The sequence below is a fragment of the Curtobacterium sp. L1-20 genome (genome assembly GCF_048755855.1).
Lineage (GTDB): Bacteria > Actinomycetota > Actinomycetes > Actinomycetales > Microbacteriaceae > Curtobacterium.
The window spans coordinates 1434058-1458051 of the sequence record NZ_CP151473.1 but is presented as its reverse complement, the minus strand read 5'-3'; the positions used below and the strand labels follow the sequence as shown (position 1 = coordinate 1458051).

General features: G+C 70.9%; 23 protein-coding genes and 1 riboswitch. Of the genes, 12 read left to right on the top strand and 11 right to left on the bottom strand.

All coding sequences use genetic code 11. The annotated features are described in order from the left end of the window. Nucleotides 1–20: 20 nt before the first annotated feature. Entirely contained in the window at nucleotides 21–1943 is a 1923-nt protein-coding gene (gene typA, locus AAEP86_RS08475; RefSeq protein WP_420370104.1) for a translational GTPase TypA, read from the bottom strand. A gap of 122 nt (nucleotides 1944–2065) precedes the next feature. Here typA and AAEP86_RS08470 point away from each other — a divergent pair, with 122 nt between their 5' ends. The 3 genes from AAEP86_RS08470 (at nucleotide 2066) to AAEP86_RS08460 (ending at nucleotide 4411) form a co-directional block, all read left to right on the top strand. Then, the gene (locus AAEP86_RS08470) at nucleotides 2066–2815 is read left to right on the top strand and encodes a CPBP family intramembrane glutamic endopeptidase (protein WP_420370103.1); all 750 of its coding nucleotides are present in this window, start codon (nucleotides 2066–2068) and stop codon (nucleotides 2813–2815) included. A 194-nt stretch (nucleotides 2816–3009) separates the two neighbouring features. Then, complete coding sequence (locus tag AAEP86_RS08465; RefSeq protein ID WP_420370102.1) at nucleotides 3010–3489, top strand: peroxiredoxin; 480 nt, start codon at nucleotides 3010–3012, stop codon at nucleotides 3487–3489. 373 nt (nucleotides 3490–3862) lie between these two features. Further along, the gene (locus tag AAEP86_RS08460) at nucleotides 3863–4411 is read left to right on the top strand and encodes a hypothetical protein (RefSeq protein ID WP_420370101.1); all 549 of its coding nucleotides are present in this window, start codon (nucleotides 3863–3865) and stop codon (nucleotides 4409–4411) included. Between the two features lie 135 nt (nucleotides 4412–4546). Here AAEP86_RS08460 and AAEP86_RS08455 read toward each other — a convergent pair whose 3' ends face one another. After that, on the bottom strand, nucleotides 4547–6322 hold the full coding sequence (locus tag AAEP86_RS08455) for an ABC transporter ATP-binding protein (RefSeq protein WP_420370100.1): 1776 nt from the start codon (nucleotides 6320–6322) through the stop codon (nucleotides 4547–4549). 116 nt (nucleotides 6323–6438) lie between these two features. On the opposite strand from AAEP86_RS08455, the gene AAEP86_RS08450 reads away from it, so the two are divergent. Continuing rightward, nucleotides 6439–7068 carry a PH domain-containing protein gene (locus AAEP86_RS08450; protein ID WP_420370099.1) on the top strand — a complete coding sequence of 210 codons (630 nt, stop codon included), beginning with the start codon at nucleotides 6439–6441 and terminating at the stop codon, nucleotides 7066–7068. 14 nt (nucleotides 7069–7082) lie between these two features. On the opposite strand, the gene AAEP86_RS08445 is transcribed toward AAEP86_RS08450, so the two are convergent. The 3 genes from AAEP86_RS08445 to AAEP86_RS08435 all read right to left on the bottom strand — a co-directional run bounded on the left by AAEP86_RS08445 (nucleotide 7083) and on the right by AAEP86_RS08435 (nucleotide 11704). Then, complete coding sequence (locus AAEP86_RS08445; protein ID WP_420370098.1) at nucleotides 7083–8099, bottom strand: ABC transporter permease; 1017 nt, start codon at nucleotides 8097–8099, stop codon at nucleotides 7083–7085. Between the two features lie 85 nt (nucleotides 8100–8184). Then, nucleotides 8185–9708: an ABC transporter permease gene (locus AAEP86_RS08440; RefSeq protein ID WP_420370097.1), complete on the bottom strand. Its 1524-nt coding sequence runs from the start codon at nucleotides 9706–9708 to the stop codon at nucleotides 8185–8187. Nucleotides 9709–9943: 235 nt separating this feature from the next. Further along, nucleotides 9944–11704, bottom strand: a complete 1761-nt coding sequence (locus AAEP86_RS08435; RefSeq protein WP_420370096.1) for an ABC transporter family substrate-binding protein — start codon at nucleotides 11702–11704, stop codon at nucleotides 9944–9946. A gap of 316 nt (nucleotides 11705–12020) precedes the next feature. Here AAEP86_RS08435 and AAEP86_RS08430 point away from each other — a divergent pair, with 316 nt between their 5' ends. Further along, nucleotides 12021–14006, top strand: coding sequence for a S9 family peptidase (locus AAEP86_RS08430; protein ID WP_420370095.1), 1986 nt, complete (start codon nucleotides 12021–12023; stop codon nucleotides 14004–14006). Nucleotides 14007–14088: 82 nt separating this feature from the next. On the opposite strand, the gene gcvP is transcribed toward AAEP86_RS08430, so the two are convergent. The 3 genes from gcvP to gcvT are packed head-to-tail and all read right to left on the bottom strand — an operon-like array spanning nucleotide 14089 to nucleotide 18537. Next, the gene (gene gcvP / locus AAEP86_RS08425) at nucleotides 14089–17013 is read right to left on the bottom strand and encodes an aminomethyl-transferring glycine dehydrogenase (RefSeq protein WP_420370094.1); all 2925 of its coding nucleotides are present in this window, start codon (nucleotides 17011–17013) and stop codon (nucleotides 14089–14091) included. Then, a complete protein-coding gene (gene gcvH / locus AAEP86_RS08420; RefSeq protein ID WP_420370093.1) occupies nucleotides 17010–17387 on the bottom strand; it encodes a glycine cleavage system protein GcvH in 378 nt (125 codons plus the stop codon). Before gcvH ends, gcvP begins: the two co-directional genes overlap by 4 nt. 4 nt (nucleotides 17388–17391) lie before the next feature. Then, nucleotides 17392–18537 (bottom strand): glycine cleavage system aminomethyltransferase GcvT, encoded by a 1146-nt coding sequence (gene gcvT / locus AAEP86_RS08415; RefSeq protein WP_420370092.1) that lies wholly within the window; start codon nucleotides 18535–18537, stop codon nucleotides 17392–17394. Nucleotides 18538–18687: 150 nt separating this feature from the next. After that, nucleotides 18688–18788: riboswitch (glycine riboswitch) on the bottom strand. A 95-nt stretch (nucleotides 18789–18883) separates the two neighbouring features. On the opposite strand from gcvT, the gene AAEP86_RS08410 reads away from it, so the two are divergent. The 3 genes from AAEP86_RS08410 to AAEP86_RS08400 are packed head-to-tail and all read left to right on the top strand — an operon-like array spanning nucleotide 18884 to nucleotide 20546. Next, the gene (locus AAEP86_RS08410; protein ID WP_420370091.1) at nucleotides 18884–19270 is read left to right on the top strand and encodes a BlaI/MecI/CopY family transcriptional regulator; all 387 of its coding nucleotides are present in this window, start codon (nucleotides 18884–18886) and stop codon (nucleotides 19268–19270) included. A gap of 13 nt (nucleotides 19271–19283) precedes the next feature. Beyond that, the gene (locus AAEP86_RS08405) at nucleotides 19284–20024 is read left to right on the top strand and encodes a M56 family metallopeptidase (protein WP_420370090.1); all 741 of its coding nucleotides are present in this window, start codon (nucleotides 19284–19286) and stop codon (nucleotides 20022–20024) included. A 39-nt stretch (nucleotides 20025–20063) separates the two neighbouring features. Then, nucleotides 20064–20546, top strand: coding sequence for an FBP domain-containing protein (locus AAEP86_RS08400; RefSeq protein WP_420370089.1), 483 nt, complete (start codon nucleotides 20064–20066; stop codon nucleotides 20544–20546). Here AAEP86_RS08400 and AAEP86_RS08395 read toward each other — a convergent pair. Continuing rightward, nucleotides 20543–21253 (bottom strand): hypothetical protein, encoded by a 711-nt coding sequence (locus tag AAEP86_RS08395; RefSeq protein ID WP_420370088.1) that lies wholly within the window; start codon nucleotides 21251–21253, stop codon nucleotides 20543–20545. The genes AAEP86_RS08400 and AAEP86_RS08395 overlap by 4 nt on opposite strands. Further along, the gene (locus AAEP86_RS08390) at nucleotides 21250–21390 is read right to left on the bottom strand and encodes a CopG family transcriptional regulator (protein WP_420370087.1); all 141 of its coding nucleotides are present in this window, start codon (nucleotides 21388–21390) and stop codon (nucleotides 21250–21252) included. The genes AAEP86_RS08395 and AAEP86_RS08390 overlap by 4 nt, the downstream gene beginning before the upstream one ends. 85 nt (nucleotides 21391–21475) lie before the next feature. Here AAEP86_RS08390 and AAEP86_RS08385 point away from each other — a divergent pair, with 85 nt between their 5' ends. Beyond that, nucleotides 21476–21730, top strand: coding sequence for a hypothetical protein (locus tag AAEP86_RS08385; RefSeq protein ID WP_420370086.1), 255 nt, complete (start codon nucleotides 21476–21478; stop codon nucleotides 21728–21730). Nucleotides 21731–21759: 29 nt separating this feature from the next. Here the strand turns inward: AAEP86_RS08385 and AAEP86_RS08380 are convergent, their stop codons facing one another. Then, nucleotides 21760–22647: a LysR substrate-binding domain-containing protein gene (locus tag AAEP86_RS08380; protein WP_420370085.1), complete on the bottom strand. Its 888-nt coding sequence runs from the start codon at nucleotides 22645–22647 to the stop codon at nucleotides 21760–21762. Between the two features lie 68 nt (nucleotides 22648–22715). Between AAEP86_RS08380 and AAEP86_RS08375 the strand changes: the two genes are divergently transcribed. The 3 genes from AAEP86_RS08375 to AAEP86_RS08365 are packed head-to-tail and all read left to right on the top strand — an operon-like array spanning nucleotide 22716 to nucleotide 23994. Continuing rightward, nucleotides 22716–23285, top strand: a complete 570-nt coding sequence (locus AAEP86_RS08375) for a GNAT family N-acetyltransferase (protein ID WP_420370084.1) — start codon at nucleotides 22716–22718, stop codon at nucleotides 23283–23285. Between the two features lie 35 nt (nucleotides 23286–23320). Further along, nucleotides 23321–23776, top strand: coding sequence for a GNAT family N-acetyltransferase (locus AAEP86_RS08370; RefSeq protein WP_420370083.1), 456 nt, complete (start codon nucleotides 23321–23323; stop codon nucleotides 23774–23776). Nucleotides 23777–23793: 17 nt separating this feature from the next. Then, nucleotides 23794–23994 carry a hypothetical protein gene (locus tag AAEP86_RS08365; RefSeq protein WP_420370082.1) on the top strand — a complete coding sequence of 67 codons (201 nt, stop codon included), beginning with the start codon at nucleotides 23794–23796 and terminating at the stop codon, nucleotides 23992–23994.

Genomic DNA, 23994 nt, shown 5'->3' with positions numbered 1-23994 from the left:
GCGCCTCCCGGGTGTGCCGCCTACGCGTCCTGACGCTTCAGGCGGGCGTACGCACGCTGGCGGGCCTGCGCGTCGAGCTCGACCTTGCGGATGCGGACGGCGTCGGGGGTGACCTCGACGCACTCGTCCTCGCGGGCGAACTCCAGGCACTCCTCGAGGGAGAGCTGTCGCGACGGCGTCATCGATTCGAAGGAGTCGGCGTTGGCCGAACGCATGTTCGTCAGCTTCTTCTCCTTCGTGATGTTGACGTCCATGTCGTCGGCGCGCGAGTTCTCGCCGATGACCATGCCCTCGTAGACCTCTTCGGTCGGGTTGACGAAGAACGTCATCCGCTCCTGGAGGTTCGTGATCGCGAACGGCGTGACGACACCGGAGCGGTCGGAGACGATCGAACCGTTGACACGGGTCTGGATCGGGCCGGCCCACTCGGCGTAGCCGTGCGAGATCGCGTTCGCGATGCCGGTGCCGCGGGTCTCGGTGAGGAACGCGGTGCGGAAGCCGATGAGGCCACGCGACGGCACGATGAACTCCATGCGGATCCAGCCGGTGCCGTGGTTCGTCATGTTCTCCATGCGACCCTTGCGCGCGGCCATGAGCTGCGTGATCGCGCCGAGGTGCTCCTCCGGCGTGTCGATCGTCATGTGCTCGTACGGCTCCTGGAGCTTGCCGTCCTCGTCGCGCTTCGTGACGACCTGCGGCTTGCCGACGGTCAGCTCGAAGCCCTCGCGGCGCATCTGCTCGACGAGGATGGCCAGCGCGAGCTCGCCGCGACCCTGGACCTCCCACGCGTCCGGGCGACCGATGTCGAGGACCTTGAGCGAGACGTTGCCGATGAGCTCGCGGTCGAGGCGGTCCTTGACCATGCGCGCCGTGAGCTTGTGGCCCTTGACCTTGCCGACGAGGGGCGAGGTGTTCGTCCCGATCGTCATCGAGATCGCCGGGTCGTCGACCGTGATGGTCGGCAGCGGACGGACGTCCTCGGGGTCGGAGAGGGTCTCACCGATGGTGATCGTGTCGAAGCCGGCGACGGCGACGATGTCACCGGGGCCCGCGGACTCGGCCGGGTAGCGCTCGAGCGCCTTGGTGATGAGGAGCTCGGTGATGCGCGCGTTCACGACGGTGCCGTCGTGCTTGACCCACGCGACCGTCTGGCCCTTCTTCATCGTGCCGTGGAAGATGCGCAGCAGCGCGAGGCGGCCGAGGAACGGCGACGCGTCGAGGTTGGTGACGTGGGCCTGCAGCGGGTGCTGGTCGTCGTACTTCGGGGCCGGCACGTGCTGCAGGATGGCCTCGAACAGGGGCTCGAGGTCGTCGTTGTCGGGCAGCGAGCCGTCGGCCGGCTTGTTGCGCGAGGCGGCGCCGGCGCGGCCGGAGGCGTAGACGACGGGGACGTCGAGGATCGCGTCGAGGTCGAGGTCGTCGACCTCGTCCGACAGGTCGGACGCGAGACCCAGCAGGAGGTCCTGCGACTCGGACACGACCTCGTCGATGCGGGAGTCGGGGCGGTCCGTCTTGTTGACGAGCAGGATCACCGGGAGCTTCGCGGCGAGCGCCTTGCGCAGCACGAAGCGAGTCTGGGGCAGCGGGCCCTCGGACGCGTCGACGAGCAGGACGACACCGTCGACCATGGACAGGCCGCGCTCGACCTCGCCACCGAAGTCGGCGTGGCCGGGGGTGTCGATCACGTTGATGGTGATGGGGCCGCCGGCACCGAACTCGCTGGCGTGCTTGCCGTTGTAGAGCACCGAGGTGTTCTTCGCGAGGATCGTGATGCCCTTCTCGCGCTCGAGGTCGTTCGAGTCCATCATCCGGTCCTCGCCCTCGAAGTGGGCGTCGAACGAGTTCGTCTGCGTGAGCATCGCGTCGACGAGGGTGGTCTTGCCGTGGTCGACGTGTGCCACGATGGCGACGTTGCGCAGGTCGGACCGGGTGGCGAGCGCCATACAGGACATCCTTCAATTTCTGGGAGAGTGTCGGGCCGGTCGTCTTGGACACACCACACCCGCGGGCAGAACGCCCGACACGCCAGTCTACCGGTAGTTCGCAACCGACAGGAGTACGCACGATGAGCCGTCGGCGAACGTGGGTCGAGATCACCATCGTCCTCATGCTGTCGCTCGGCGGCAGTGCGCTGTACTCGATCCTCCAGATCATCGACGACCTGTCGCAGACCACGCCGCTCGGGCAGCAGTCGACGGCGCTCAACACGTCGACGACGACCGTGCAGTACGTCGACCTCGCGCGGCAGCTCGTCGGCATCGCGGTCGACCTCGCCCCGGTCGCGCTGGTGTGCTTCCTGCTCTGGAGCACGACCCGACCGCACCTCGGCCGCCTCGGCATCGACCGGTTCCGTGCCCGTCCCGACCTCGGTGGCGCCGCGCTCATCGCGCTCGGCATCGGGATCCCGGGGCTGGCGCTGTACTTCACCGGCCGAGCGCTCGGCTTCACGGTGAACGTCGACCCGGCGGCGCTCGACTCGTACTGGTGGACGATCCCCGTCCTGCTGCTCTCGGCGGTGCGCTCCGGACTGCAGGAGGAGGTGATCGTCGTCGGGTACCTCTACGAACGTCTCGGCGGTCTCGGGTGGGGGCGCTGGCAGGTGATCCTCTCCACCGCGGTCCTGCGCGGGAGCTACCACCTGTACCAGGGCTTCGGCGCGTTCGTCGGGAACGCCGTGATGGGCGTCGTCTTCGGCTGGATCTACACGAGGTGGGGCCGGCTCCTCCCCCTCGTCATCACGCACTGCCTGCTCGACGCCACCGTGTTCGTCGGGTACCCCTGGGTCGCCCACGCCTTCCCCGCGCTGTTCCGCTGACCGACGCGCGACCGCCACGGCGCGCTGCCGCTCCGGCTCCCCGCCGCTCCGGCGTCCGCCACCCTGCGGCTCCGGCCACCCCCGTTCGGGCGTCGGCGATGCGGTGGACCGCCGCGACCCCGGTCCGCCGAAGCCACAGGCAACCCACAGCGCGCCGTCGCGCCGCGCCGATCGCCCGGCCCTAGCGTGGCCGCATGAGCATCCCCGAGGTGGGCGACCCCGCGCCGCGCTTCACCCTGCCCGGCATGATCGTGCGCGACGGGCTGCGCACCGACGACGAGTACGCCCTGTCCGCCGAGATCGGCCGGACCCTGGTCCTCGCCTTCTACCCCGGCGACGCCACCCCGGTGTGCACCGCACAGTTGTGCAGCTACCAGGAGGAGCTCGACGACTTCGGGGACCTCGGTGCCGTCGTCTGGGGCGTCAGCCCGCAGGCCCTCGACTCGCACGAGGCCTTCGCGCGGGGGTCCTCCCTCACCTTCCCACTGCTCAGCGACACCGGCGGCGAGGTCACCCGCGCGTACGGCGTGCAGGCTCCCGGCATCGGGCTGCGACGTTCCGTGTTCGTGATCGGGCCCGACGGCGTGGTGCGGTGGCGGCACGTCGGGCTGGTCGGACTCCGCTTCCCGAAGGCCGAGACGATCCGCGCGCAGATCGAGCTCCTCGTGGCGTGAGCCGTCCGACGGCACGCGCACGCGGATGCGCGGACACGGCGTGGCGATCCTCGGAAAAAGACCTCGTGGGGTATTGACACCCGAACGGGGGGACGAGGACCATTGACCCGACGAGCGATCCACGGATCTGCCTCCCCGGGGAATCGGGTCGTCCGGAGGTACGCGACGGTGTGTCACACCCGCTCTCCGGGCGTTCCCGGGGAGGCATCTCGTTGCTCTCCGGGCTCTCCGGGCGTTGCCCTGCCGCCCGAGGGTCGGCATCTCGTTGCACGGCTCTCCGGGCGTTGCCCTGCTGCCCGAGGGTCGGCACGTCGCCCCGCTCGCTCAGCGGTCGCCCGGCTCCCGACGGCCGGTATCTCGTACGCTCGACCGCGTGACCACGATCCTCGCCCCCGGCATGCGCACGCTCGCCGTCGTCCTGTGGGTCGCGGCCGTCGCGCTCCTCCCCCTCGCACTCCTCGGCGACGGCGTCCGCTGGCTCGCCCCCGTCCCCAGCCTCTTCATCGCCTTCGTCGCGTGGGCGGTCCTGTGGCGCCCGCGCTTCGAGCTGACGCCGGAACACCTCCGCATCGTCGACGTCCGCCGGACGAGCACGTACACCTGGCGCCGCGTCACCGAGGTCCGCACCAAGTACGGCATCGAGGTCGTCTCCAGCGAGGGCGTCCGCCGCACCTGGCTCGCGACCCGCAGGACCGCCCGCCTGAGCGCGGTGGTCGCGGGACGGCCGGGAGGCGCCACCCACCTCGACGTCGACGCCGCCGCCGAGCGCATGCGCGCCTTCGTCCCGGCAGCGCCCACCCAGGACGGCCCACCCCCGGCGACCGTGACGGCTGCGCCGATCACGCACCGAGCGCACGGGTGGACGATCGTCGGGTTGATCGTCTTCGGCGTCGTCGCGACGATGGCGGCCGCGCAGCTGTAGTCCGCACCGGCGGGGCGGAGGCGAGCCGCGCCTCCAGACCGACACCGCGGAAGCGAGCGCGGCCGGCCCCCGACACACGAGACCCCCGACGTCGTCCGACGTCGGGGGTCTCGTGTGCGGCTGCGGCGGACGGACCTACTCGTCCGCGCCCGCGGCGAGGATCTGACGGCGCAGCTCGCGACGCTCACGCTGCACGTCCGGGTCCGGCAGGGGCACCGCGGCGATGAGCCGCTGCGTGTACGGGTCCTGCGGGTCGCGGAGGATCTGGTCGCGCGTGCCGACCTCGGCGAGGTGCCCGTGGTGCAGCACCGCGATCCGGTCCGCCAGCACGTCGATGACCGCGAGGTCGTGCGTGACGAACAGGCAGGCGAAGGCGAACTCGCGCTGCAGGTCCTTCAGCAGCTCGAGCACGGTGGCCTGCACGGACACGTCGAGCGCCGACGTCGGCTCGTCCGCGATGAGCAGCTTCGGCCGGAGCGCGAGCGCACGGGCGATGCCGATGCGCTGCTTCTGCCCACCGGACAGCTCGTGCGGGAACCGCGTCGAGTACGCCGTGGGGAGGCGGACGGCCTCGAGGAGGGACTCGACCTCGCGCTCGAGCTCGCGGCCCTTCATGCCCTTGCCGAGCAGGAGCGGCTCGCCGATCGACTGCCCGATCGTCATGCGCGGGTTGAGCGACGACGACGGGTCCTGGAAGACGATGCCGGCGTTCTGGTGCACCTGGCGCACGAGCGAACGGGTCGGCTTCGACAGGTCGACGCCGGTGACGTCGAGCTGGCCGGACGTGATCGGGAGGAGACCGATCGCCGCGCGTCCGAGGGTCGACTTGCCGGAGCCGGACTCGCCGACGAGTCCGACGACCTCGCCCTCGTGGACGGTCAGGTCGACGCCGTCGATGGCGCGGAACGCCTTCACGCGGCCACGACCGGGGTACTCGATGACGACGTCCTTGAACTCGAGGACGGCCGGACCGAGCGTCTGCACGACGTCCGTGTGCAGGAGGGTCTCGTGGACCTGCACCGGGGTCTCGTGCTCGACGACCGCCTCGAGCGTCTCGGTGAGGTCGATGACGACGTCGCCGGCCTGACCGAGCCGCGGGACGGCGTCGAGGAGGGTCTGCGTGTACTCGTGCTGCGGCGCCGAGAAGACGTCACGCACCGTGCCGGTCTCGACGGCCACACCCTGCTGCATGACGACGATGCGGTCGGCGAGGTCCGCCACGACGCCCATGTCGTGCGTGATGAGCAGGACGGCGCTGCCGAGCTTCGCGGCGAGGTCACGGATGAGGTCGAGGATCTCCGCCTGCACCGTGACGTCGAGGGCCGTGGTCGGCTCGTCGGCGATGAGGAGCTTCGGGTCGCAGGAGATCGACTGGGCGATCATCGCGCGCTGCCGCTGCCCACCGGAGAGCTGGTGCGGGTAGGAGTCGAACGCCTTCTGCGGGTCGGGCATCTCCACCATGGTGAGGAGCTCGATGGCACGGACGCGTGCCTCGCTCGGCGAGATGCCGTAGTGGATGCGGAGCGTCTCGACGATCTGCGACCCGACGGTGAACACCGGGTTGAGCGCGGTCATCGGCTCCTGGAAGATCACCGCGATCTCCTTGCCGCGGTACTCGCGCAGCTGCGCCGACCGCAGGCCGAGGAGCTCGGTGCCCTGGAACGTGATCGACCCGTTGACCCGGGCGTTCCGGGGCAGGAGGCCGAGGATCGACATCGAGCTCACGGACTTGCCGGAGCCGGACTCACCCACGAGGGCCAGGACCTCGCCCGACTGGATCTCGTAGGACAGGTGCTTGACCGCGGGGGTCCAGACGTCGTCGACCGCGAAGTCGACGTCGAGTCCGGAGACCTTGACGACGGGGGTGCTGGTGGCGGCCGGGGTGGTGGCCGCGGAGGCGGGCGTGCTCAACGACGTCCGGTCCTTTCCCGGTCGCTCGTGACGACCGCGTGGGTGGTGATGGAGGAGCGCTGACGGCGGGGACGCAGGCGTCGGAGGTGGAGGCTCCGACCTGCGACGATGGAGGCATGCCTGCCACCCCGACGACGCGCGATGTGTTCGTGTCCAAGTTCAACCGCGGACTGGCGATCGTGCTCTGGCTGATCGTCGCCCTGCTCTTCGTCACGACCGTGCTGAACGACGCGACCTGGCAGGACCGCGCGCTCGCCCTCGTGCCGACGGCGTTCGGTGTCCTGCTCGGCTGGGTGGCCCTGTGGCGTCCGCGTCTGACCGTGGCCGACGAGGGCATCGAGGTCGTCAACGTCTTCCACACGGTCCACGTGCCCTGGGCGGCGCTCGTGCACGTCGACACCCGCTTCGCCCTGACGCTCGTCACGCCGAACCGCAAGGTCGCCGTGTGGGCCGCTCCGGCGCCCGGCCGCGCCGGGGTCGCCCTGGCGCAGCGACAGAACCAGCGACACGGCCGTGTCGTCCCCGCCACCGAGGACGGCAACCGCCGCGCGGGCGACCTGCTGTCCACCGCGTCCGGCGACGCCGCGTACCTGGTCCGTCACCGCTGGGACGACCTGCGCGAGCGCGGCGCCATCGAGCTGGGCACGGCCGACAGCGTGCGCGTGCCGGTCACCCTGCACTGGCTGTCGATCGCCCTGCTCGCGGCGACCGCCGTCGGCGGCTGGTTCGCCGTCGCGGCGCGCTAGGACCCGGGGGGACGTCACGCGCTGATCATCTCCGAGCCGGAGGTGTTCTGCGGCTCGCGCGTCTTGCGGAGGCTGAAACGCTTCGAACGCGGGTCGAACGCGTCGCGCAGACCGTCACCGATGAAGTTCACGCAGAGCGCGAGCAGCACGATGAAGGACGCCGGCCACCAGAACAGGTACGGACGGGTCTGGAACGCCGACTGGTTCTGGCTGATGAGCAGGCCGAGCGACGAGTCCGGCGCCTTGATGCCGTAGCCGAGGTAGCTCAGGGCCGTCTCGAGCAGGATCGCGGAGGCGATGAGCAGCGTCGCGGAGACGATGATGACGCCGATCGCGTTCGGCAGGATGTGCCGGAAGATGATCCGCGCGTCCGACGCACCGGCGACACGCGCGGCCTCGACGAACTCCCGCTCGCGGAGCGACAGGAACTCGGCGCGCACCAGTCGGGCGATGACCATCCAGGACACCAGGCCGAGCAGGAGCGCCAGGCCCCAGGCGCCCAGCCCGTTGGCCGTCTTGCCGACCACGGCGCCGATGACGATAGCCGGGATGACGATGAAGATGTCGGTGATGCGCATCAGCACCGAGTCGACGACGCCGCGGAAGTACCCGGCGACCGCGCCCACGACGACACCGATGAACGTGGCGAAGAGCCCGATCACGATCATCACGAGCACGGAGTTCTGGATCCCGCGCATCGTCAGGGCGAAGTAGTCCTTGCCGATGCGGTCCTGCCCGAACGGGTGGTCCGCCGTGGGCGCTCCCCCGTTCTGCAGGTTCTCGAGGCTCTGGTACGAGTAGTGCCACCAGCCCGGGATCGGACCGAGTCCGACCGCGGACACGGCGAAGATCAGCACGAGGACGTAGACGACGAGCGCCACGACCGCCAGCCGGTTCGCGAGGAAGCGGCGGAGGATGATCCGCCCCTGGCTCTCGCCGAGCTGCTTCTCGTGCGAGTCCGGGGTCGTCCCGACGTCGCTGCCGTCGCCGATGTTGGGTTCGAGCGGTGCGCCGCCCTGGATGGTGCTCATCGGTTGTCCTCCTGGTGGTGCACTGCCGTGGAGTGACCGGTCGCACGGACGGTGCGACCGGACACGGTCGTGGTCCGGGGCGCGGTCATCGGACGCGCACCCGCGGGTCGAGGGCCGAGTAGGCCAGGTCGGCGAGGAAGTTGAACGCGATCGCGGTGATCGCGATGACGAGGAAGTACCCCATCACCGGGTTCACGTCGGTGATCGACAGGCCGCTGTTGAACAGGCTGCCCATGCCCGAGATCGCGAAGACGCGCTCGGTGATGATCGCGCCACCGAGCAGCGCGCCGATGTCCGTCGCGACGAGCGTGGCGATCGGGATGAGCATGTTGCGGAGCGCGTGGCGCACGATGACCGTGCGCTCCGGCAGGCCCTTGGCGCGGGCGGTGCGCACGTAGTCCTGGTCGAGGACCTCGAGCATGCCCGAACGGGAGTACCGCGTGTAGCTCGCGAAGCTGATCAGGAGCAGCGAGATCGTCGGCAGCAGCAGGTGCGTGTAGGTGTCGAGCCCGGAGATCCAGAAGTCACCGGTCAGACCCGGCGTCTGCGAACCGACCGTCGCGATCGGACGCGACACGTAGTTCTGCGTGTAGTCGATCCACGAGCGCATGAAGCGGTCGAGCAGGATGACACCGGCGCTGAGGAAGGCCGTCAGCGCGCCGATGCGCATCATGAGCCCACGGTCGTGCCCGCCGACGAGGAAGCCGGACGCGAGCCCCACCAGCACCGTGACGACGGCGAGGATGAAGATCGTCGCGCCGGACGACACGTTCAGCAGGCCCTGCAGCGCGAAGTAGCTGATGATCGCGATGAGGACGTTGATCCCCGCGACGAGCCACGCGCGGCGGTTCTTCGTGCCGGCGAGCAGCGCGACCATGGCGAGACCGATGCCGGCCGTGAACAGGATCACGAAGACCGGGCCGAGCGACGGGTCCGTGAACCACCCGGTCGCCTGCATGAGCAGGAGCATGCCCGCGGTCACGACGGCGCTGATCGCACCCACGACGAGCCGCCGCTTGAGCGTGCCGCCCACCACGAGCTGGATCACGAGGCCGACGATCACGGCGATGAGCACGAGGGTCACCGGTGGGATCTTCGGGTCGACGAGGAAGTTGTTGTAGTCGAGCGCGATGAACGACTTCAGCAGCACGGCCATCAGGAAGGACGGCAGCGAGTAGAGGAAGAAGCTGACCAGCGTGATCGAGTAGTCAAAGCCGGAGTAGACGCGGAGCGCGGTGACGACGCCGAGGCCGATGCCGAAGATGATCGCCAGGATGAACGAGAACGTCACCAGCTGGATGGTCGAGCCGACCGCCTGCGGGAGGAGTTCCGCCACGGGCTGGTTGCTGAACGTGGTGCCGAGGTCGCACTGGCCGATCACGCACTTGCCGACACCGGTGATCCAGATGCCCCAGCGCAGGGGCGGGATCACGTCGAGGTGCTGGGCCGCGGTCCGCGCAGCGATGAGCTGGTCACGGTTCGGCGAGTTGCTGCTCTGGAGGTCCTGCAGGGGGTTCCCCGCGATCGCCGCCAGGTTGTACATGATGAACGACGCGGCGATGAGGATGAGGACCGAGACGAGGATCCGTCTCGCGATGAAACTCACCATGGGCGATGGGTGCCTCTCCGGTGTGGTGGGACGTACTGCTGGTCGTCCGATCGGGCGGCCCGAGCAGCAAGGGTACTGGGTCCCGCGTCGCGGTCGTCTTCGACATCGCTCAGCGGCGGGTGCCGGGGTCTCCGGCGTGGATGGTGCCGGTCAGGGTCCCGGCTCACGGGAGGGCGCCGGACTCGTCGAGTCCGGCGCCCCCTCGTGTGTGGTGCTGATCAGCGACCGGTCAGGGTCACTTCTTCCAGTCCCAGACGTTCCAGAAGATGCCCGTCTGACCGCCGAAGTACTCGACGCCCTTCAGGTTCGAACCGGTGGCGAACAGCCCCGGGCTCTGGAACAGCGGGAGGCCGTAGGCCTGGTCGAAGGCGATCTTGTCGATCTTCTGCTTCATCGTGTCGAGCTTCGACTCGTCCAGCGTGGTCTGGGTCTCGACAGCGAGCTTCGAGGCCTCAGCGTCGGAGAACTTGTTGTAGTTGCCCGAGTTGTTGGTCTGGAACAGCTGCGGGATCGCGGCGTTGCCGGCACCCGGGTTGACCCAACCGAAGATGGAGGCGTCGTAGTCGCCGCCCGCGAGGAGCGAGGACCAGTCCGGCGAGCCGCCGTCGGTGACCTTGATGCCGGCCTTCTTCGCCGAGGCCTGGATCGCCTGGAACGAGTCCACGCGGTTCGGGTTCTCGGTGTTGTAGAGGATCTTGATGGTCGGCGTGGCGCCCTTCAGGAGCTCCTTCGCCTTCTCGATGTCGACCTTCGAGTACTCGTCCGAGTCGTTCGACTTGACGGCGTCCTCGTAGCCCTTCTGGCCCGGCAGGTAGAGCTGCGAGTCGAGGACCTTGGCGCTCTTGTTGACCGGGGTGACGATCGACTTCAGGATCTGCTCACGCGGGATGGTGAGGAGGAAGGCCTTGCGGACGTTCTCGTCCTTGAACACGGACGCGCCGAAGTTCAGGTCGAGGTGGTCGTAGGCAACCTGCGCGCCCTCGATGACCTTGACGCCGGAGGCGGCGTCGAGTGCCTTCACCGTGTCGGCGGAGGCCTGCGGCTGGATCGCGTCGACCTCGCCGTTCTGGAGGGCCGTCACCTGGGCGTTGGCGTCACCGATGAAGCGGACGACGAGCTTGCCGAAGTTGACCTTGTGGTCGCCCGTGTACTCCGGGTTCGGCACGAGGGTCATCGACTGCTTCGGGGTCCATGCGGACACCATGAGCGGGCCGCCGGAGACGAGGAGCTTCTTGTCGCTCGGCAGGCTGGTCTTGTCGTAGCCCGTGTTGACGAAGTCGGCGACCTTCTTGAGGGTCTCGTTCGCCGCGGCCGGCTTGGCGGGGTCACCGGCGGGGGTGTCCTTGAGCGCCTTCAGCAGGTCGTCGGTCGTCGTGCCGGCCTCTTCCGCGACGACGTGCGCCGGGAACTGGATCGGGTTGACGAGGTTCCAGTCGACGTACGGGTCCTTGTACTTGAGCGTGATCGACGTCTTCGTGATGTCGCTCGGGTAGTCCGTCTTGAACGGCGAGGCCGAGGCGAGGGAGAAGTACTGCGTCCCGCTCGTGACCTTGCCATCGGCGTCCTGCGTGGCCGAGTCGTAGTAGCCGGAGGCCTGCGCCCAGCCGAGGAGGAGGTCGTCAGAGGTGATCGCCTTGCCGTCGGACCACTTGGCGTCCTTGTTCAGCGTGTACTTCACCGTCAGCGGGTCGTCGCTGAGCTTCTTCATCGTGCCGAGGTCGGTGTTCGGCGTGATCTTGTAGTCCGACCCCAGCGTCACGAACTGCGGCTGGGTCATGTAGTTGATCATGCCGTTCATGTCCAGGTTGCCCTGGGGGGTGTTGTAGTTGAACGACGTGACTTCGTTGACCTGCGCGACGGTGACGGTCTTGTTCGACGCCGAACCGGACTCGTTGGCACTCGGAGAGGTGGTGCAGCCGGCGAGGGCGATCGCGGCCGCCCCGGCCAGGGCGACGACGCCGAGCAGCTGGCGTCCCCGCTTCTTGGTGATGTTCACTCTGTGATCCTCCTGATGGAATGTGATCGAACGTGCAGGAGGCAGGCTCCACGGCGCGTTCCCGAGAACCATAGGTGCGGGTCGGAAGGGCCTCAAAATCTCCGACGAAGTTGTTACACATCGGAAACGTGTGTGGCAGATCGTTGCGTGAGACTGTGGATACTTGCGCCATCGTGCTGCCATACGCAACGCGTGCGCTTGACCTCGCAACGCTTCCTGAACAGTCTTGCGGCAGGCCGCCAACGCGATGAACGCTCGGGGAACGCCTCGTGGCGATCCCGGGACACCGGAGCACGTCTGGCCGTAGCGTGGCACCGTGCTCGCGAACGACATCCACCACCTCCTCGTCCCTTCATCCCCGACCGTCAGCGGCGACCCGCGGAACGGTGGTGCCGCCTTCGTCGCGGTGTCCCGGCCAGACCTCGACCAGGACGCCTACCGCAGCACCGTCGAGCGCCTCACCGCCGACGGCGCGACGCGGTGGACGTCCGGTGACCGCGACTCGGCGCCGGTCCTCTCGCCGGACGGCCGCTGGCTCGCATTCCTCCGGTCCGTCGACGACGCACAGGGCACCGCTCGCCCCCAGCTCGCCGTCGCACCCGTGCACGGCGGTGAAGCGCGGGTCCTGACCGCCCTCCCCCTCGGCGCCGGCACCCCCGTCTGGTCGCCGGACTCGACCCGTGTGGCCGTCACCGCCCGCTTCCCGGAGCCGGGCCGCTACGGCACCGAGGTCTCAGGCGGGAGCCGTCGCCCCGCACCGAACGCCGAGGCTCCGCGCCTCGTCACCCGACTCGACTTCCACGTCGACGGCACGGGCTACCTGCTCGACAAACCCCAGCAGCTCGTGGTCGTCGACGTCACCGACCCCGACGCCGCTCCCGTCGACGCCGCGCTCACCAGCGCCCCCTGCTCGCTCTCCGCGCCGGCCTGGTACCCGGAGGGTGACGCCCTGCTCGTCGTCGCCCCGCGGGACCTCGGCGAACGCGAGACCCACGACGACGACCTCCACCGCGTCGACGCCACCGACGGCACGCTGACGCTGGCAGTCCGCAGCGAGGGCTCGATCGCCTCGAGCACCGTGACGGCCGACGGCACGATCCACTACGTCGGGGCGTCCCACCGCGACGGCCAGCTCGTGGGCGAGCCGGCCGGGCTCTGGACCGTCACGCCCGGAGCCGACCCGGTCCGCCGCACCGCACGCGAGACCGTCGACGTCGCGAGCGCCCCGGTGCTGCACGGCGACGACGTCCTCGTCGCCGTGCTCGACCGTGGCACCGTGGTCGTCCGTCGGGTCCCGGCGGGCGCGGGCGGACCGCTGCAGCTCGACGAGCTCCCCGCCGTCCTCGACGGGCACGTGGTCGTCTCCGACTTCGACGTCGACGGTGACCTCCTGGTCGCCACGGCCGCGACGCCGGAGTCCCCCGGCGAGGTCCTCGTCCTCGACCTGACGGAGCAGTCCACCACCGGCACACCCCTCACCGACCTGGCCGAGGGTCTGCGCGACGCCGCGGACGCGCCCGGTGTGCGGCGCATCGAGGAGCTGACCGGCACCTCGGCGGACGGCACCCCCGTGCACGGTTGGGTCGTGCTCCCCGAGGGCGACGGCCCCCACCCGGTGCTCCGCGTCGTGCACGGCGGGCCGTTCGGCCAGGACACGTGGGCCTTCTTCGACGAGGCACAGGTCTACGCAAGCGCCGGCTACGCGGTCGTCATCGGCAACCCGCGCGGCTCCGGCGGCTACGGGCTGGACCACGGGCGGGCGGTCATCGGCGCCATGGGCACGGTCGACGTGGACGACGTGCTCGCCCTGCTCGACGCCGCGCTGGAGCGTCCCGACCTCGATGCGTCGCGTGTCGGCATCATGGGCGGCTCGTACGGCGGCTTCATGACGAGCTGGGTCGCCGCGCACCACGGTGAGCGCTTCGTCGCCGCCTGGAGCGAGCGGGCCGTGAACGCGTGGGACTCGTTCGCCGGCAGCTCCGACATCGGGTGGTTCTTCGCGGACGCCTACGTCGGAGCCGACCCCGAGGAACAGCGTCGCCGCAGCCCGCTGACCTACGCCGACCAGGTGACGATCCCGTTCATGGTCGCGCACTCGGAAGAGGACTGGCGCTGCCCGATCGAGCAGGGCCACCGCCAGTTCGTCGCGCTGAAGCGCGCGGGCGTCGACGCCTCGTTCCTGGTGTTCCCGGGTGAGGGCCACGAGCTCTCGCGGTCCGGTCGCCCCTGGCACCGGGTGCAGCGGTTCGAGCACGTCCTCGCGTGGTGGGCGCAGCACCTGCCCGCCACGCCGGCCGCGTAGCCGGGACGGACGAACGGGAGGCCCGTGGCGGATCCGCCACGGGCCTCCCGTCGTCCTGCTGGTGCGTCGAGGACGCGGGGCGTTACGCGAACGCCTCCACCGGCGGGCACGCGCACACCAGGTTGCGGTCGCCGTAGGCCTGATCGATGCGGCGGACCGGCGGCCAGTACTTCCGCGCGCTGATCCCCGGCAGGGGGTAGACGGCCTGCTCGCGGGTGTAGGCGTGTGCCCACTCCCCCGAGATCACCGACGACGCCGTGTGCGGCGCGTGCACGAGCGGGTTGTCGTCCGCCGGCCACTCGCCCCGTTCGACGGCCGCGGCCTCGGCACGGATCGCGAGCATGGCGTCGACGAACCGGTCGAGCTCGGCGAGGTCCTCGCTCTCGGTCGGTTCCACCATCAGGGTGCCGGCGACCGGGAAGGACATCGTGGGCGCGTGGAAGCCGTAGTCGACGAGGCGCTTGGCGACGTCGTCCACGGTGATGCCGGTCGTGTCGCGCAGCGGTCGGAGGTCGAGGATGCACTCGTGCGCCACGAGGCCGTTCTCGCCCGTGTAGAGCACCGGGAACGCGTCACGGAGCCGTGCGGCGACGTAGTTGGCCCCGAGCACCGCGGCCTCGGTCGCGCGGGTGAGCCCCTCGAGTCCCATCATCCGGACGTAGGTCCAGGTGATGGGCAGGATGCTCGGGCTGCCGTACGGCGCCGCGCTGACCGGACCACCGGCGTGCGCGAGGCGTCCGTCCGCGTCCGCCGCGGTCGCGCCGGTCCGACGGTCGGCCTGCTGGGCGAACGGGTGCCCGGGCAGGAACGGCGCGAGGTGTCCCTTCGCCGCGACCGGGCCGACGCCGGGACCGCCGCCACCGTGCGGGATGCAGAACGTCTTGTGCAGGTTGAGGTGCGAGACGTCGCCGCCGAAGTCCCCGAACCGCGCGTGCCCGAGCAGGGCGTTGAGGTTCGCGCCGTCGACGTAGACCTGGCCACCGGCGTCGTGGACGGCGTCGCAGACCTCGCGGATGTCGTGCTCGTAGACGCCGTGCGTGGAGGGGTAGGTGATCATCAGCGCGGCGAGGCGGTCGCCGTGCTGCGTCGTCTTCGCCCGGAGGTCGTCGAGGTCGACGTTGCCGTCCTCGTCGCACGCGACGACGACGACCTGCATGCCCGCCAGGACCGCGGACGCCGCGTTCGTGCCGTGCGCGCTCGACGGGATGAGGCAGACCGTGCGCTGGTCGTCGCCGTTCGCCAGGTGGTACCCGCGGATCGCGAGGAGTCCGGCGAGTTCGCCCTGGCTGCCCGCGTTGGGCTGCAGCGAGACCGTGTCGTAGCCGGTGACCTCGGCGAGCCAGGACTCGAGGTCCCCGATCATGTCGAGGTAGCCCTCGACGTCGCCGCGCGGTGCGAAGGGGTGCACGTTCGCGAACTCCGGCCAGGTGACCGCGGCCATCTCGGTCGCCGCGTTGAGCTTCATCGTGCAGCTGCCGAGCGGGATCATGCCGCGGTCGAGCGCGTAGTCCTTGTCGGCGAGGTGCTTGAGGTAGCGCATCATGCGGGTCTCGCTGCGGTGCGCGCTGAACACGGGGTGCGTCAGGTAGTCGCTGGTCCGCTCGAGACCGGTCGGGAGGCCCGTGGCAGCGTCACGCACGGCGGCCTCGGCGGCCGGGACGGTCGCGTCCACCGCGCCGAACACCCCGGCGAGGGCCGTCACGTCGTCCGGCGTGGTGGTCTCGTCGACGGACAGCTGGAACGTGTCGGCGTCGACCTGGTGCAGCAGGTAGTCCGCGTCCTGCGCCGCCGCGACGATCTCCTCGGCCCGCCCGGTCGCGCGGAGGGTCAGCGTGTCGAAGAACGCCTCGTGCACGACGTCGAGGCCGGCGTCGCGTGCGATGGCGGCGAGCGCCGAGGTCGTGCGGGCGACCCGGCCGGCGATGAACCGAAGGCCCTCGGGCCCGTGGTAGACGGCGTACATCGAGGCCATGACCGCGAGCAGCACCTGCGCGGTGCAGATGTTGCTCGTCGCCTTCTCGCGGCGGATGTGCTGCTCGCGGGTCTGCAGGCTGAGCCGGTAGGCCATCTGCCCGTCGGCGTCGAAGGACACCCCGACCAGGCGACCGGGGAGCTGCCGTTCGAGTCCGGCGCGGACGGCGAGGTACCCGGCGTGCGGGCCGCCGAAGCCGAGCGGGACGCCGAAGCGCTGGCTCGTGCCCACGGCGACGTCGGCGCCGAGGTCCCCCGGGCTGGCGAGGAGGGTCATCGCGAGCAGGTCCGCCGCGACGACGGCGATTCCCCCGCCGGCGTGGACGCGCTCGATGGTGGCGGACGGGTCGACGACGCGTCCTGAGGCACCGGGGTACTGCAGGACCACGCCGAAGGCACCGTCGAGCTGCTCGTCGGTGGGTCCGTCGACGGCGTCGAACTCGCGCAGGGCGATCCCCACGGCGTGGGCGCGGTGGTCGAGCAGTGCCCGGGTCTGCGGCAGCAGGTCGGCGTCCACGAGGAACGCGTCGCCCTTCACCTTGGAGGCGCGACGGGCGAGGAGCATGCCCTCGACGACGGCGGTGCCCTCGTCGAGCATCGACGCCCCGGCGGTGGCCATGCCGGTGAGGTCGGACACCATGGTCTGGAAGTTGATGAGCGCCTCGAGCCGGCCCTGCGAGATCTCCGGCTGGTAGGGCGTGTACGCCGTGTACCAGCTCGGGTTCTCGAGCACGTTCCGCTGGATCACGGCGGGCGTGTGGGTGCCGTGGTACCCCAGCCCGATCATTGCGCGACGGACGGTGTTGCGGCCGGCCTTCGCGCGGAGCTCGGCGAGCGCCTCGGTCTCGCCGACGGCGGCCGGGATGACCGAGTCGGTGACGGGGGCGGCGTGGATCGACTCCGGGATGGCGGCGCGCACCAGGGCGTCGAGCGTCGGCTGGCCGACGGCGTCGAGCATCGTCCGCTGGTCGGCCGGCGTCGTGCCGATGTGGCGGTCGGCGAACGTCGTCTGCAGGTTCTGGTCGGCGGTCGTCATGCGATGGACGCCCGGTACGCGTCGTGGTCCATGAGGTCCTCGGGGAACGACGTGCCCTCGACCTTGATCTTGACGAGCCAGCCGGAACCGAACGGGTCCTGGTTGACGGTGTCCGGGGCGTCGACGACGGCGTCGTTGATCGCGACGACCTCGCCCTCGATCGGGGCGAAGAGCTCGCCGACGCTCTTGGTCGACTCGATCTCGCCGATCTGCTCGCCCGCGGTCGTCGCGGTGCCGACGGCGGGGAGCTCGACGTAGACGACGTCACCGAGCTGCTCGGCGGCGTGGTCCGTGATGCCGACGGTGATGGTGTCGCCCTCGACGAGCAGCCACTCGTGGTCGGCGGTGTACTGGAGTGCGGTCTGGTCGGTCACGGGATCAGCCTTTCTGAGGGCGGCGGTAGAAGGGGAACGCGGCGACGGAGCTGGGGACGGCCGTCCCGCGCACGTCGATGTGGAGGACCTGTGCCCCGTCGGCGACGGCGGACAGGGCGCCCGGGTCGACGAAGGCCATCGCGACCGGGTGGCCGAGCGTCGGCGACAGGGCGCCCGACGTGACCGAACCGACCACGGCGCCGTCGAGGAGGACGTCGTACCCGGCGCGGGGAGCACGGCGTCCCTCGGTCACCAGGCCGACGAGCACACGGGCGTCGTCGGCGGGGACCACCCCGGTGGCCCCGACGAAGTCGCCCTCGGGCGCGACGACGCGGCCGAGACCGGCCTGGGCGGGTCGGACGTCCGTGCCGAGCTCGTGGCCGTAGAGCGGCATGCCGGCCTCGAGGCGCAGGGTGTCCCGCGCGGCGAGCCCCGCGGGCACCACACCGCGGTCGGCACCGGTCTCGAGCAACGCGTCCCAGAGGGCCGTCGCGATCGAGGGGTCGCAGTAGAGCTCGAAGCCGTCCTCGCCCGTGTAGCCGGTCCGGGCGACGAGGACCTCGGCGCCGTCGAACAGGGCGTGCACGGCGCGGTAGTAGCGGAGTTCGTCGAGGGGCGACTCCGGCTGGAGCCGGTCGGCGACCACGAGGGCGTCGAGCGTGCCCGCGGCCGCGGGGCCCTGGATCGCGACGAGCGCGGTCGTGTCGGAGTCGTCGGTGACCTCGACGTCGAAGCCGGCCGCGCGTGCGGTGAGCGCCTCGACCGCCACCTGGCGGTTCGCCGCGTTGGCGACGACGAGGAAGACGTCCGTGTCGGTCCGGTAGACGACGAGGTCGTCGAGGATGCCGCCGTCCTCGGCGAGCAGGAGCGAGTACTTGGCGCGGCCGACCGTCATCGCGCCGAACGAGCCCGCCAGCGCGTGGTCCAGGTACGGGACGGCGTCCGGCCCGGTCACCCCGACCTCGGCCATGTGCGACAGGTCGAACACGCCGGCCGCCTGCCGCACCGCGTGGTGCTCGGCGAGGTCGGACGAGTACCGGACGGGCATGCGGTACCCGGCGAAGTCGGTGAACGTGGCACCGGCGGCTTCGTGCGCGGCTTCGAGCGGGGAGGACCGCTGCGGGGACGAGGGCACTGGGGACGAGCTCATTGCGGAGTTCTCCTGGCATCGACAGGACCCGACGACCGTCGTCGGGCGGAACTCCCCCTCTGTCATGTGCCTGAGAGTTTCACCGCGGCCCGCGAGGTCCGGCGGCTTTCACCGTGGGCGAGACGCACTGCGCCTGCTTTTCAGAGTGGCCTGCCCGTGGCGGTGTTGGACCTGAGAGATTGACGGGGAGGTTGCTCCTTCGGTGTCGTGCGTGTGCCGGGGCACTGCACGACGTCTCCCGCGACGGATGGTCGGCCGGTGTTCAGTTGTCCGCGGACGAGCATACCCAGCCCGCGTTACGGGCATGTGTCGCGCGCCGTGGTTCGACATCTCGTAGAATGCCCCGGTGGCAGGACAGCGATCACGCCCCCGCGGGCAACTCGAGCAGGCGGTGCTCGACGCCCTCTGGTCGACGGCCGGAGGGACGGATGACGGGCTCACCGCTCGGCAGGTGCTCGACGCCTTCCCCGAGCCGCGGCCGGCGCTGACCACCGTCCTCACGGTCCTCGACCGCCTCGGCCGCAAGGGCCAGGTGGAGCGGCAGGAACACGACGACGCCCCGCTGACCTTCCGGGCGGCGAACAGCCGCGAGGAACAGACGGCGTCCCTGATGTCGAACGCGCTCGCGGCCGCCACGGACCGCGAGGCCGCCCTGCTCCAGTTCACCGGGTCGCTCGCCTCCGACGACCTCGACGTCCTCCGACGCGCCATCGACGCTCGGTCGCGCTCCTGACGGACCGGTCGCCGTGGTCGTCGTCGGAGTCGTCCTCATCACGCTCGCCCTCGCGGTCGTCGTCCTCGCGCCGCGGTTCCTGACCCGTTCCGCGTGGACGATCGACCGTCCGCGCACCGCGCTCGTGTCGTGGTCCGTCGCGGTGCTGCTCGGCGTCGTCGGGTTCGTCGTGGGCACCACGCTCGTGGTCGTGGCGAACCGGCCGGTCACCGACCCGTTCCGGCTCGGCGAATCCCCGTCGCACGGCCTCAACATCGGCGTCGCCCTCCTCGCGGTCCTCGCCTTCGTGGTCGCGGTCCGGGTCCGGCCGGGGCCCGAGCACGAAGCTGTCCGCGAGGCCATGCGGTCCGGCGCGACACCGCACCGCGAGATCGACGGCACCCCGGTGGCCGTCGTCGAGGCGGACCACGCACTGGCGTGCGCCGTCCCCGGCAGGGCAGGCGGTGTGCTCGTGAGCACCGGGCTCGCGGACCGGCTCCGCACGGACGAACTGGAGGCGGTGGTCGCCCACGAACGCGCGCACCTGACCCAGCGCCACGCGATCGCGGTCGGGATCGCCGAGTCGATCGAGCGCGCCGTCCCGTGGGTCCCGGGCGCGCGCGCCATGGCGCGCTCGACGCGGGTCCTCGTGGAGTTCGCCGCCGACGACGCGGCGGCGCGGCGCGTCGGGCGGGACGCCCTCCGTCGGGCCGTCCTCGTGGCCGACGGGACGAGCGCGCTCGGGGCGATCCGCGCCTCCCGGATGTCGTCCTGAGTACGCCGTGTCGGCGGTGAGGCATAAGGTGATCGCACCGTGAAGCCACTGACCGAAGCAGACATCCGCTCGTCGTTCGTCAACGCCACCCCGGACGAACTCGCCCAGCTGCCGATCCCCGGCCTGCACGAGACGCTGTGGGACGAACGCGAGTTCCTCGGCTGGCGCGACCCCCAGGCCGCCCGCCGCGGCTACATCGTGTCCTGGATCGACGACCGCCCCGTCGGGATCGTCGTGCGCTCCGCAGGTGGGTCGCTCCGCCCGGGCATCGCCGCGATGTGCTCGTTCTGCCACTCCCCGCAGCCGGCCACGCAGGTCCGCCTGTTCTCGGCCGCCCGCGCCGGGGAGTCCGGTCGGAACGGCAACACCATCGGCTCCTACATCTGCGAGGACCTCGGCTGCCCGATGCTCATCCGCACCGCGCCGCCGCACCTCAACCCGCCCGCGACGATCGCGATGCGCGGCGAGGCGCTGCTCGGTCGCGTCCGCAACTTCACCGCGGACATCATGAAGACCGCCTAGCTCGACCGCGTGTAGCCGTACAGGTCCTGCTGGGCCCCGTTCACCCACAGGTCGGGACCGTCGGGGCGCGCGACCAGGAGCGTGCGGTTGTAGGCCTCGTCGACGATGCGCGGCTGGTGTCCCGCCTCGGTCAGCTGCGCGGCGAGCACCTCGAGGTCGCCGCCGTACTCGAAGGACAGCTCGAGGCGCTCGTCGTCCGACCGGTGCAGGGCGACCGCGCCGCCGCCCACCGCGGTGAAGTCCACCCAGACGCCACTGTCCGACGACAGTCGACGACGCAGCCCGACCGCCTCGAGCACGGCGGCCTGCGCATCGGTGCTGCTGCCGTACCAGATCGGCATCACGGTCAGCGGCGAGCCGGCTCGGACGTCCGCCGAGGCCGAGACCGTCGCGGTCATCGGGAGGGGCCCGTCCACGACGAGCATCGGTCCGACGTCGTCGAGCACGGTGCGTCGCACGACGGCTCCGGCCCCGCCGAGTTCGCGTTCGAGGCGGTCGAGTGCCTCGGGTCCGTCGGCGAGCAGCGTGAGCTCGGTGCGTTCGTCGGCCGTCGAGTCGACCCGGTGGATCGCGAGGACCCCGTCCCCCGCGAACTCGGACCAGACGTCGTCGCCGTCCTCGAGCCGCTCGAGCCCGAGCGCGCGTGCGAGCGCCTGCCACGCGGACGGGTCGGTCGTGTACTGGATCTGCTGCACGGTGATGGTCATCGGGATCCCCCTTCGGTGTCGGACACGTACCGGGAGGCGATGCGCTCGACCAGTGCGGAGAGCGAGACGCCCTCGTCGATCGCGCGGTGCTTGAGGTCACGCACCAGTTCTGCGGGGAGGTACACGTTGAACTGCACCTTCGGACTATTCGCTCCGGCTACCATGCTAGCAATCTAGCGCACAACGGCGGACGTGTCACGCTTCCAGCAGTACGGTCGGGGCGTGAACCGGTTCAGCAGTGCGCGGTGGGCGGTCGTCGAGGAACTCGGCGACGGACGGTGGCGCATGACGATCCGCGACGAGGCCGACGACGAGCTCGGAGCCCTCGGGCTGGGGGTCGAGGGCCCGTGGGATCCCGACGTGGAGCCGCACGTGGGCTTCGTGCTCGCGCAGCTCGGGTTGACGCTCCGCGGGACACGGCCCTGGCGCGAGGACGAGCTCGGCGACCAGCGCGCGCCGGTACTGCCGCTGGCCTGAGCGTCGGCCGCTGACCCGGCGGCAGGCACTCACCCGGTGGCAGCGACGAAGTTCCGGAGGATCTCGCGGTCGTCGTCCGCGCGGGCGGCCCAGACCAGCTCGCTGCGGTGATCGTCCCCCTCGAGCGGCAGCAGCACGACCGTGTCCGGGGCCGCCAGGGTGGCACTCTCCGGCGCGACCGTGACCCCGAGCCCGGCGCCGACGAGGTGCAGCACGGTCGCCCAGGTGGTCGCCTCCTGCACCACCGTCGGACGGCGGGTACCGGCGACCACCGGCGCGAGGTTGCGCTCGGTGGCGACCGCTCCGGCCGCCGGCGGGAAGAACACGAACGGGTCGTCGAGCAGCTCGGGGCCGCGGACGGACGCGCGTCCGGCGAAACGGTGCCCCCGCGGCACCGCTGCGACGAAGCGCTCACTGCGGAACGGCGTGCACCGGACGGCTGGATCCGGGTCCGGGTCCCGCACGACGGCGAGGTCGAGCTCGCCGCGGACGATCCGGGCGAGGAGCGTGGACGAGTACCCCTCGGTGAGCTCCACGCGGACGAGCGGGTAGCGCTGCCGGAACACCTGCACGCGCTCGATCGGGCCGAGCGGCAGCGCCGACACCACGAAGCCGACGTCGAGCCGCCCCGCCTCGCCCCGCCCGACCCGCACGGTCTCGTCGAGGTCGCGGGCGACCTGGGCGAGCAGCGAGCGAGCCCGCCCCTGCAGCACCCGCCCGGCCGGGGTGAGCGCCACGCTCCGCGACGTCCGGACGAACAGGTCCACGCCGAGCGCGCGCTCCGTCCGCCGGACCTGCTGGGACAGCGCGGGTTGCGCGATCCGCAGGGCGTCGGCGGCACGACCGAAGTGCAGTTCGTCGGCGACGGCGAGGAACGCCCGGAGCTGCCGGAGGTCCACGTCGGGGGTGTGATCCATGCTTGCAGGTTATCGATCGGCGCGAACGAGTATTGGACGACATCGCGACGAGGTCGCACGATGGTGACATGCCCGACGCCACGACCACCGAGCCCGTCATCATCGCCGACATCGCCTCCGCAGCGGACGCCGAGGCCTTCCGGGTCCTCAACGAGGAGTGGATCGGCCGGTTCTTCACCCTCGAGGACGAGGACCGCAAGTTGCTCGGCGACCCGTTCGGCCAGATCGTCGAGCCCGGAGGCGCCGCCTTCGTCGCCCGGCTCGGACAGGACGGCCCGGTGATCGGGTGCGTCGGGATCGCGCCCGTCGCCCCGGGCGTCGTCGAGCTCGTGAAGATGGCCGTCTCCCCCGACCACCAGGGGCACGGCACGGGTCGGAAGCTCATCGGTGCGGCCCTCGAGCGCGCCCGGACGACCGGCGCCCACCGGGTGGTGCTCGAGAGCAACGCGCAGCTCGCCAGCGCCGTGCACCTCTACGAGGCGTTCGGCTTCCGACACCTCGGGCACGACGAGGTCGCGCCGAGCCCCTACGCACGGGCCGACGTGCACATGGCACTCGACCTGGCAGACCACAGCGCGAGCACCGCGAGCACCGCGAGCACCGCGAGCACCGCGAGCACCGCGAGCACCGAACACTGACCATCGTCGGCCGCCGTCCGATAACGTCCGACGAGATGCGGATCCACGAGCGAGCCGAGAACGACCTCGACCCCCTGGTCGAGGTGCTCTGGCGCGCGCACGGCGTCGGCTACCCGGCCCACTGGCCGGCGGCGCCGCGCGACTGGATCTCCCCCGCCGGACTGCTCGGCGCCTGGGTCGCTTTCGACGACGACCAGGTCGTCGGACACGTCGGCGTCGCAGTGCCCGCGCCGGGACGGATGGCCGAGGTCACGCGCCTCTTCGTCGACCCGGCCCACCGCGGCAAGGGCATCGCCGACGCCCTCCTCGACGCCGCCGAACACGGTGCACCCGGCACGCACCTCCGCCTGGACGTGACCGAGGAGTCGCCCGAGGCGTGGCGCCTCTACGAGCGTCGTGGCTGGTGCCTCACCGGGCGCGGCCCGGCGGACTGGTGCACGCCCTCGGGCGAGGTCCCGACCGTGCGGTACTACGCGAAGCGCGTGGGCTGACCCGGTACGCTCGCGGCATGGCGACACACGAGGTGCAGGCCGTCCGCGAACGCGGCGCGTGGCAGGTGTTCATCGACGGGTTCCTGGTGACCGAGGTCACCCGCTGGCCGTCCGTCGGCTTCGTCGCCCGCGAGTGGGTCGCCCTCACCGAGGAGGTCCCGGCGCGCGAGGTCGACCTCGCGATCCGCGTCGTGGGCCGCAACCAGTACGTCGCCTGA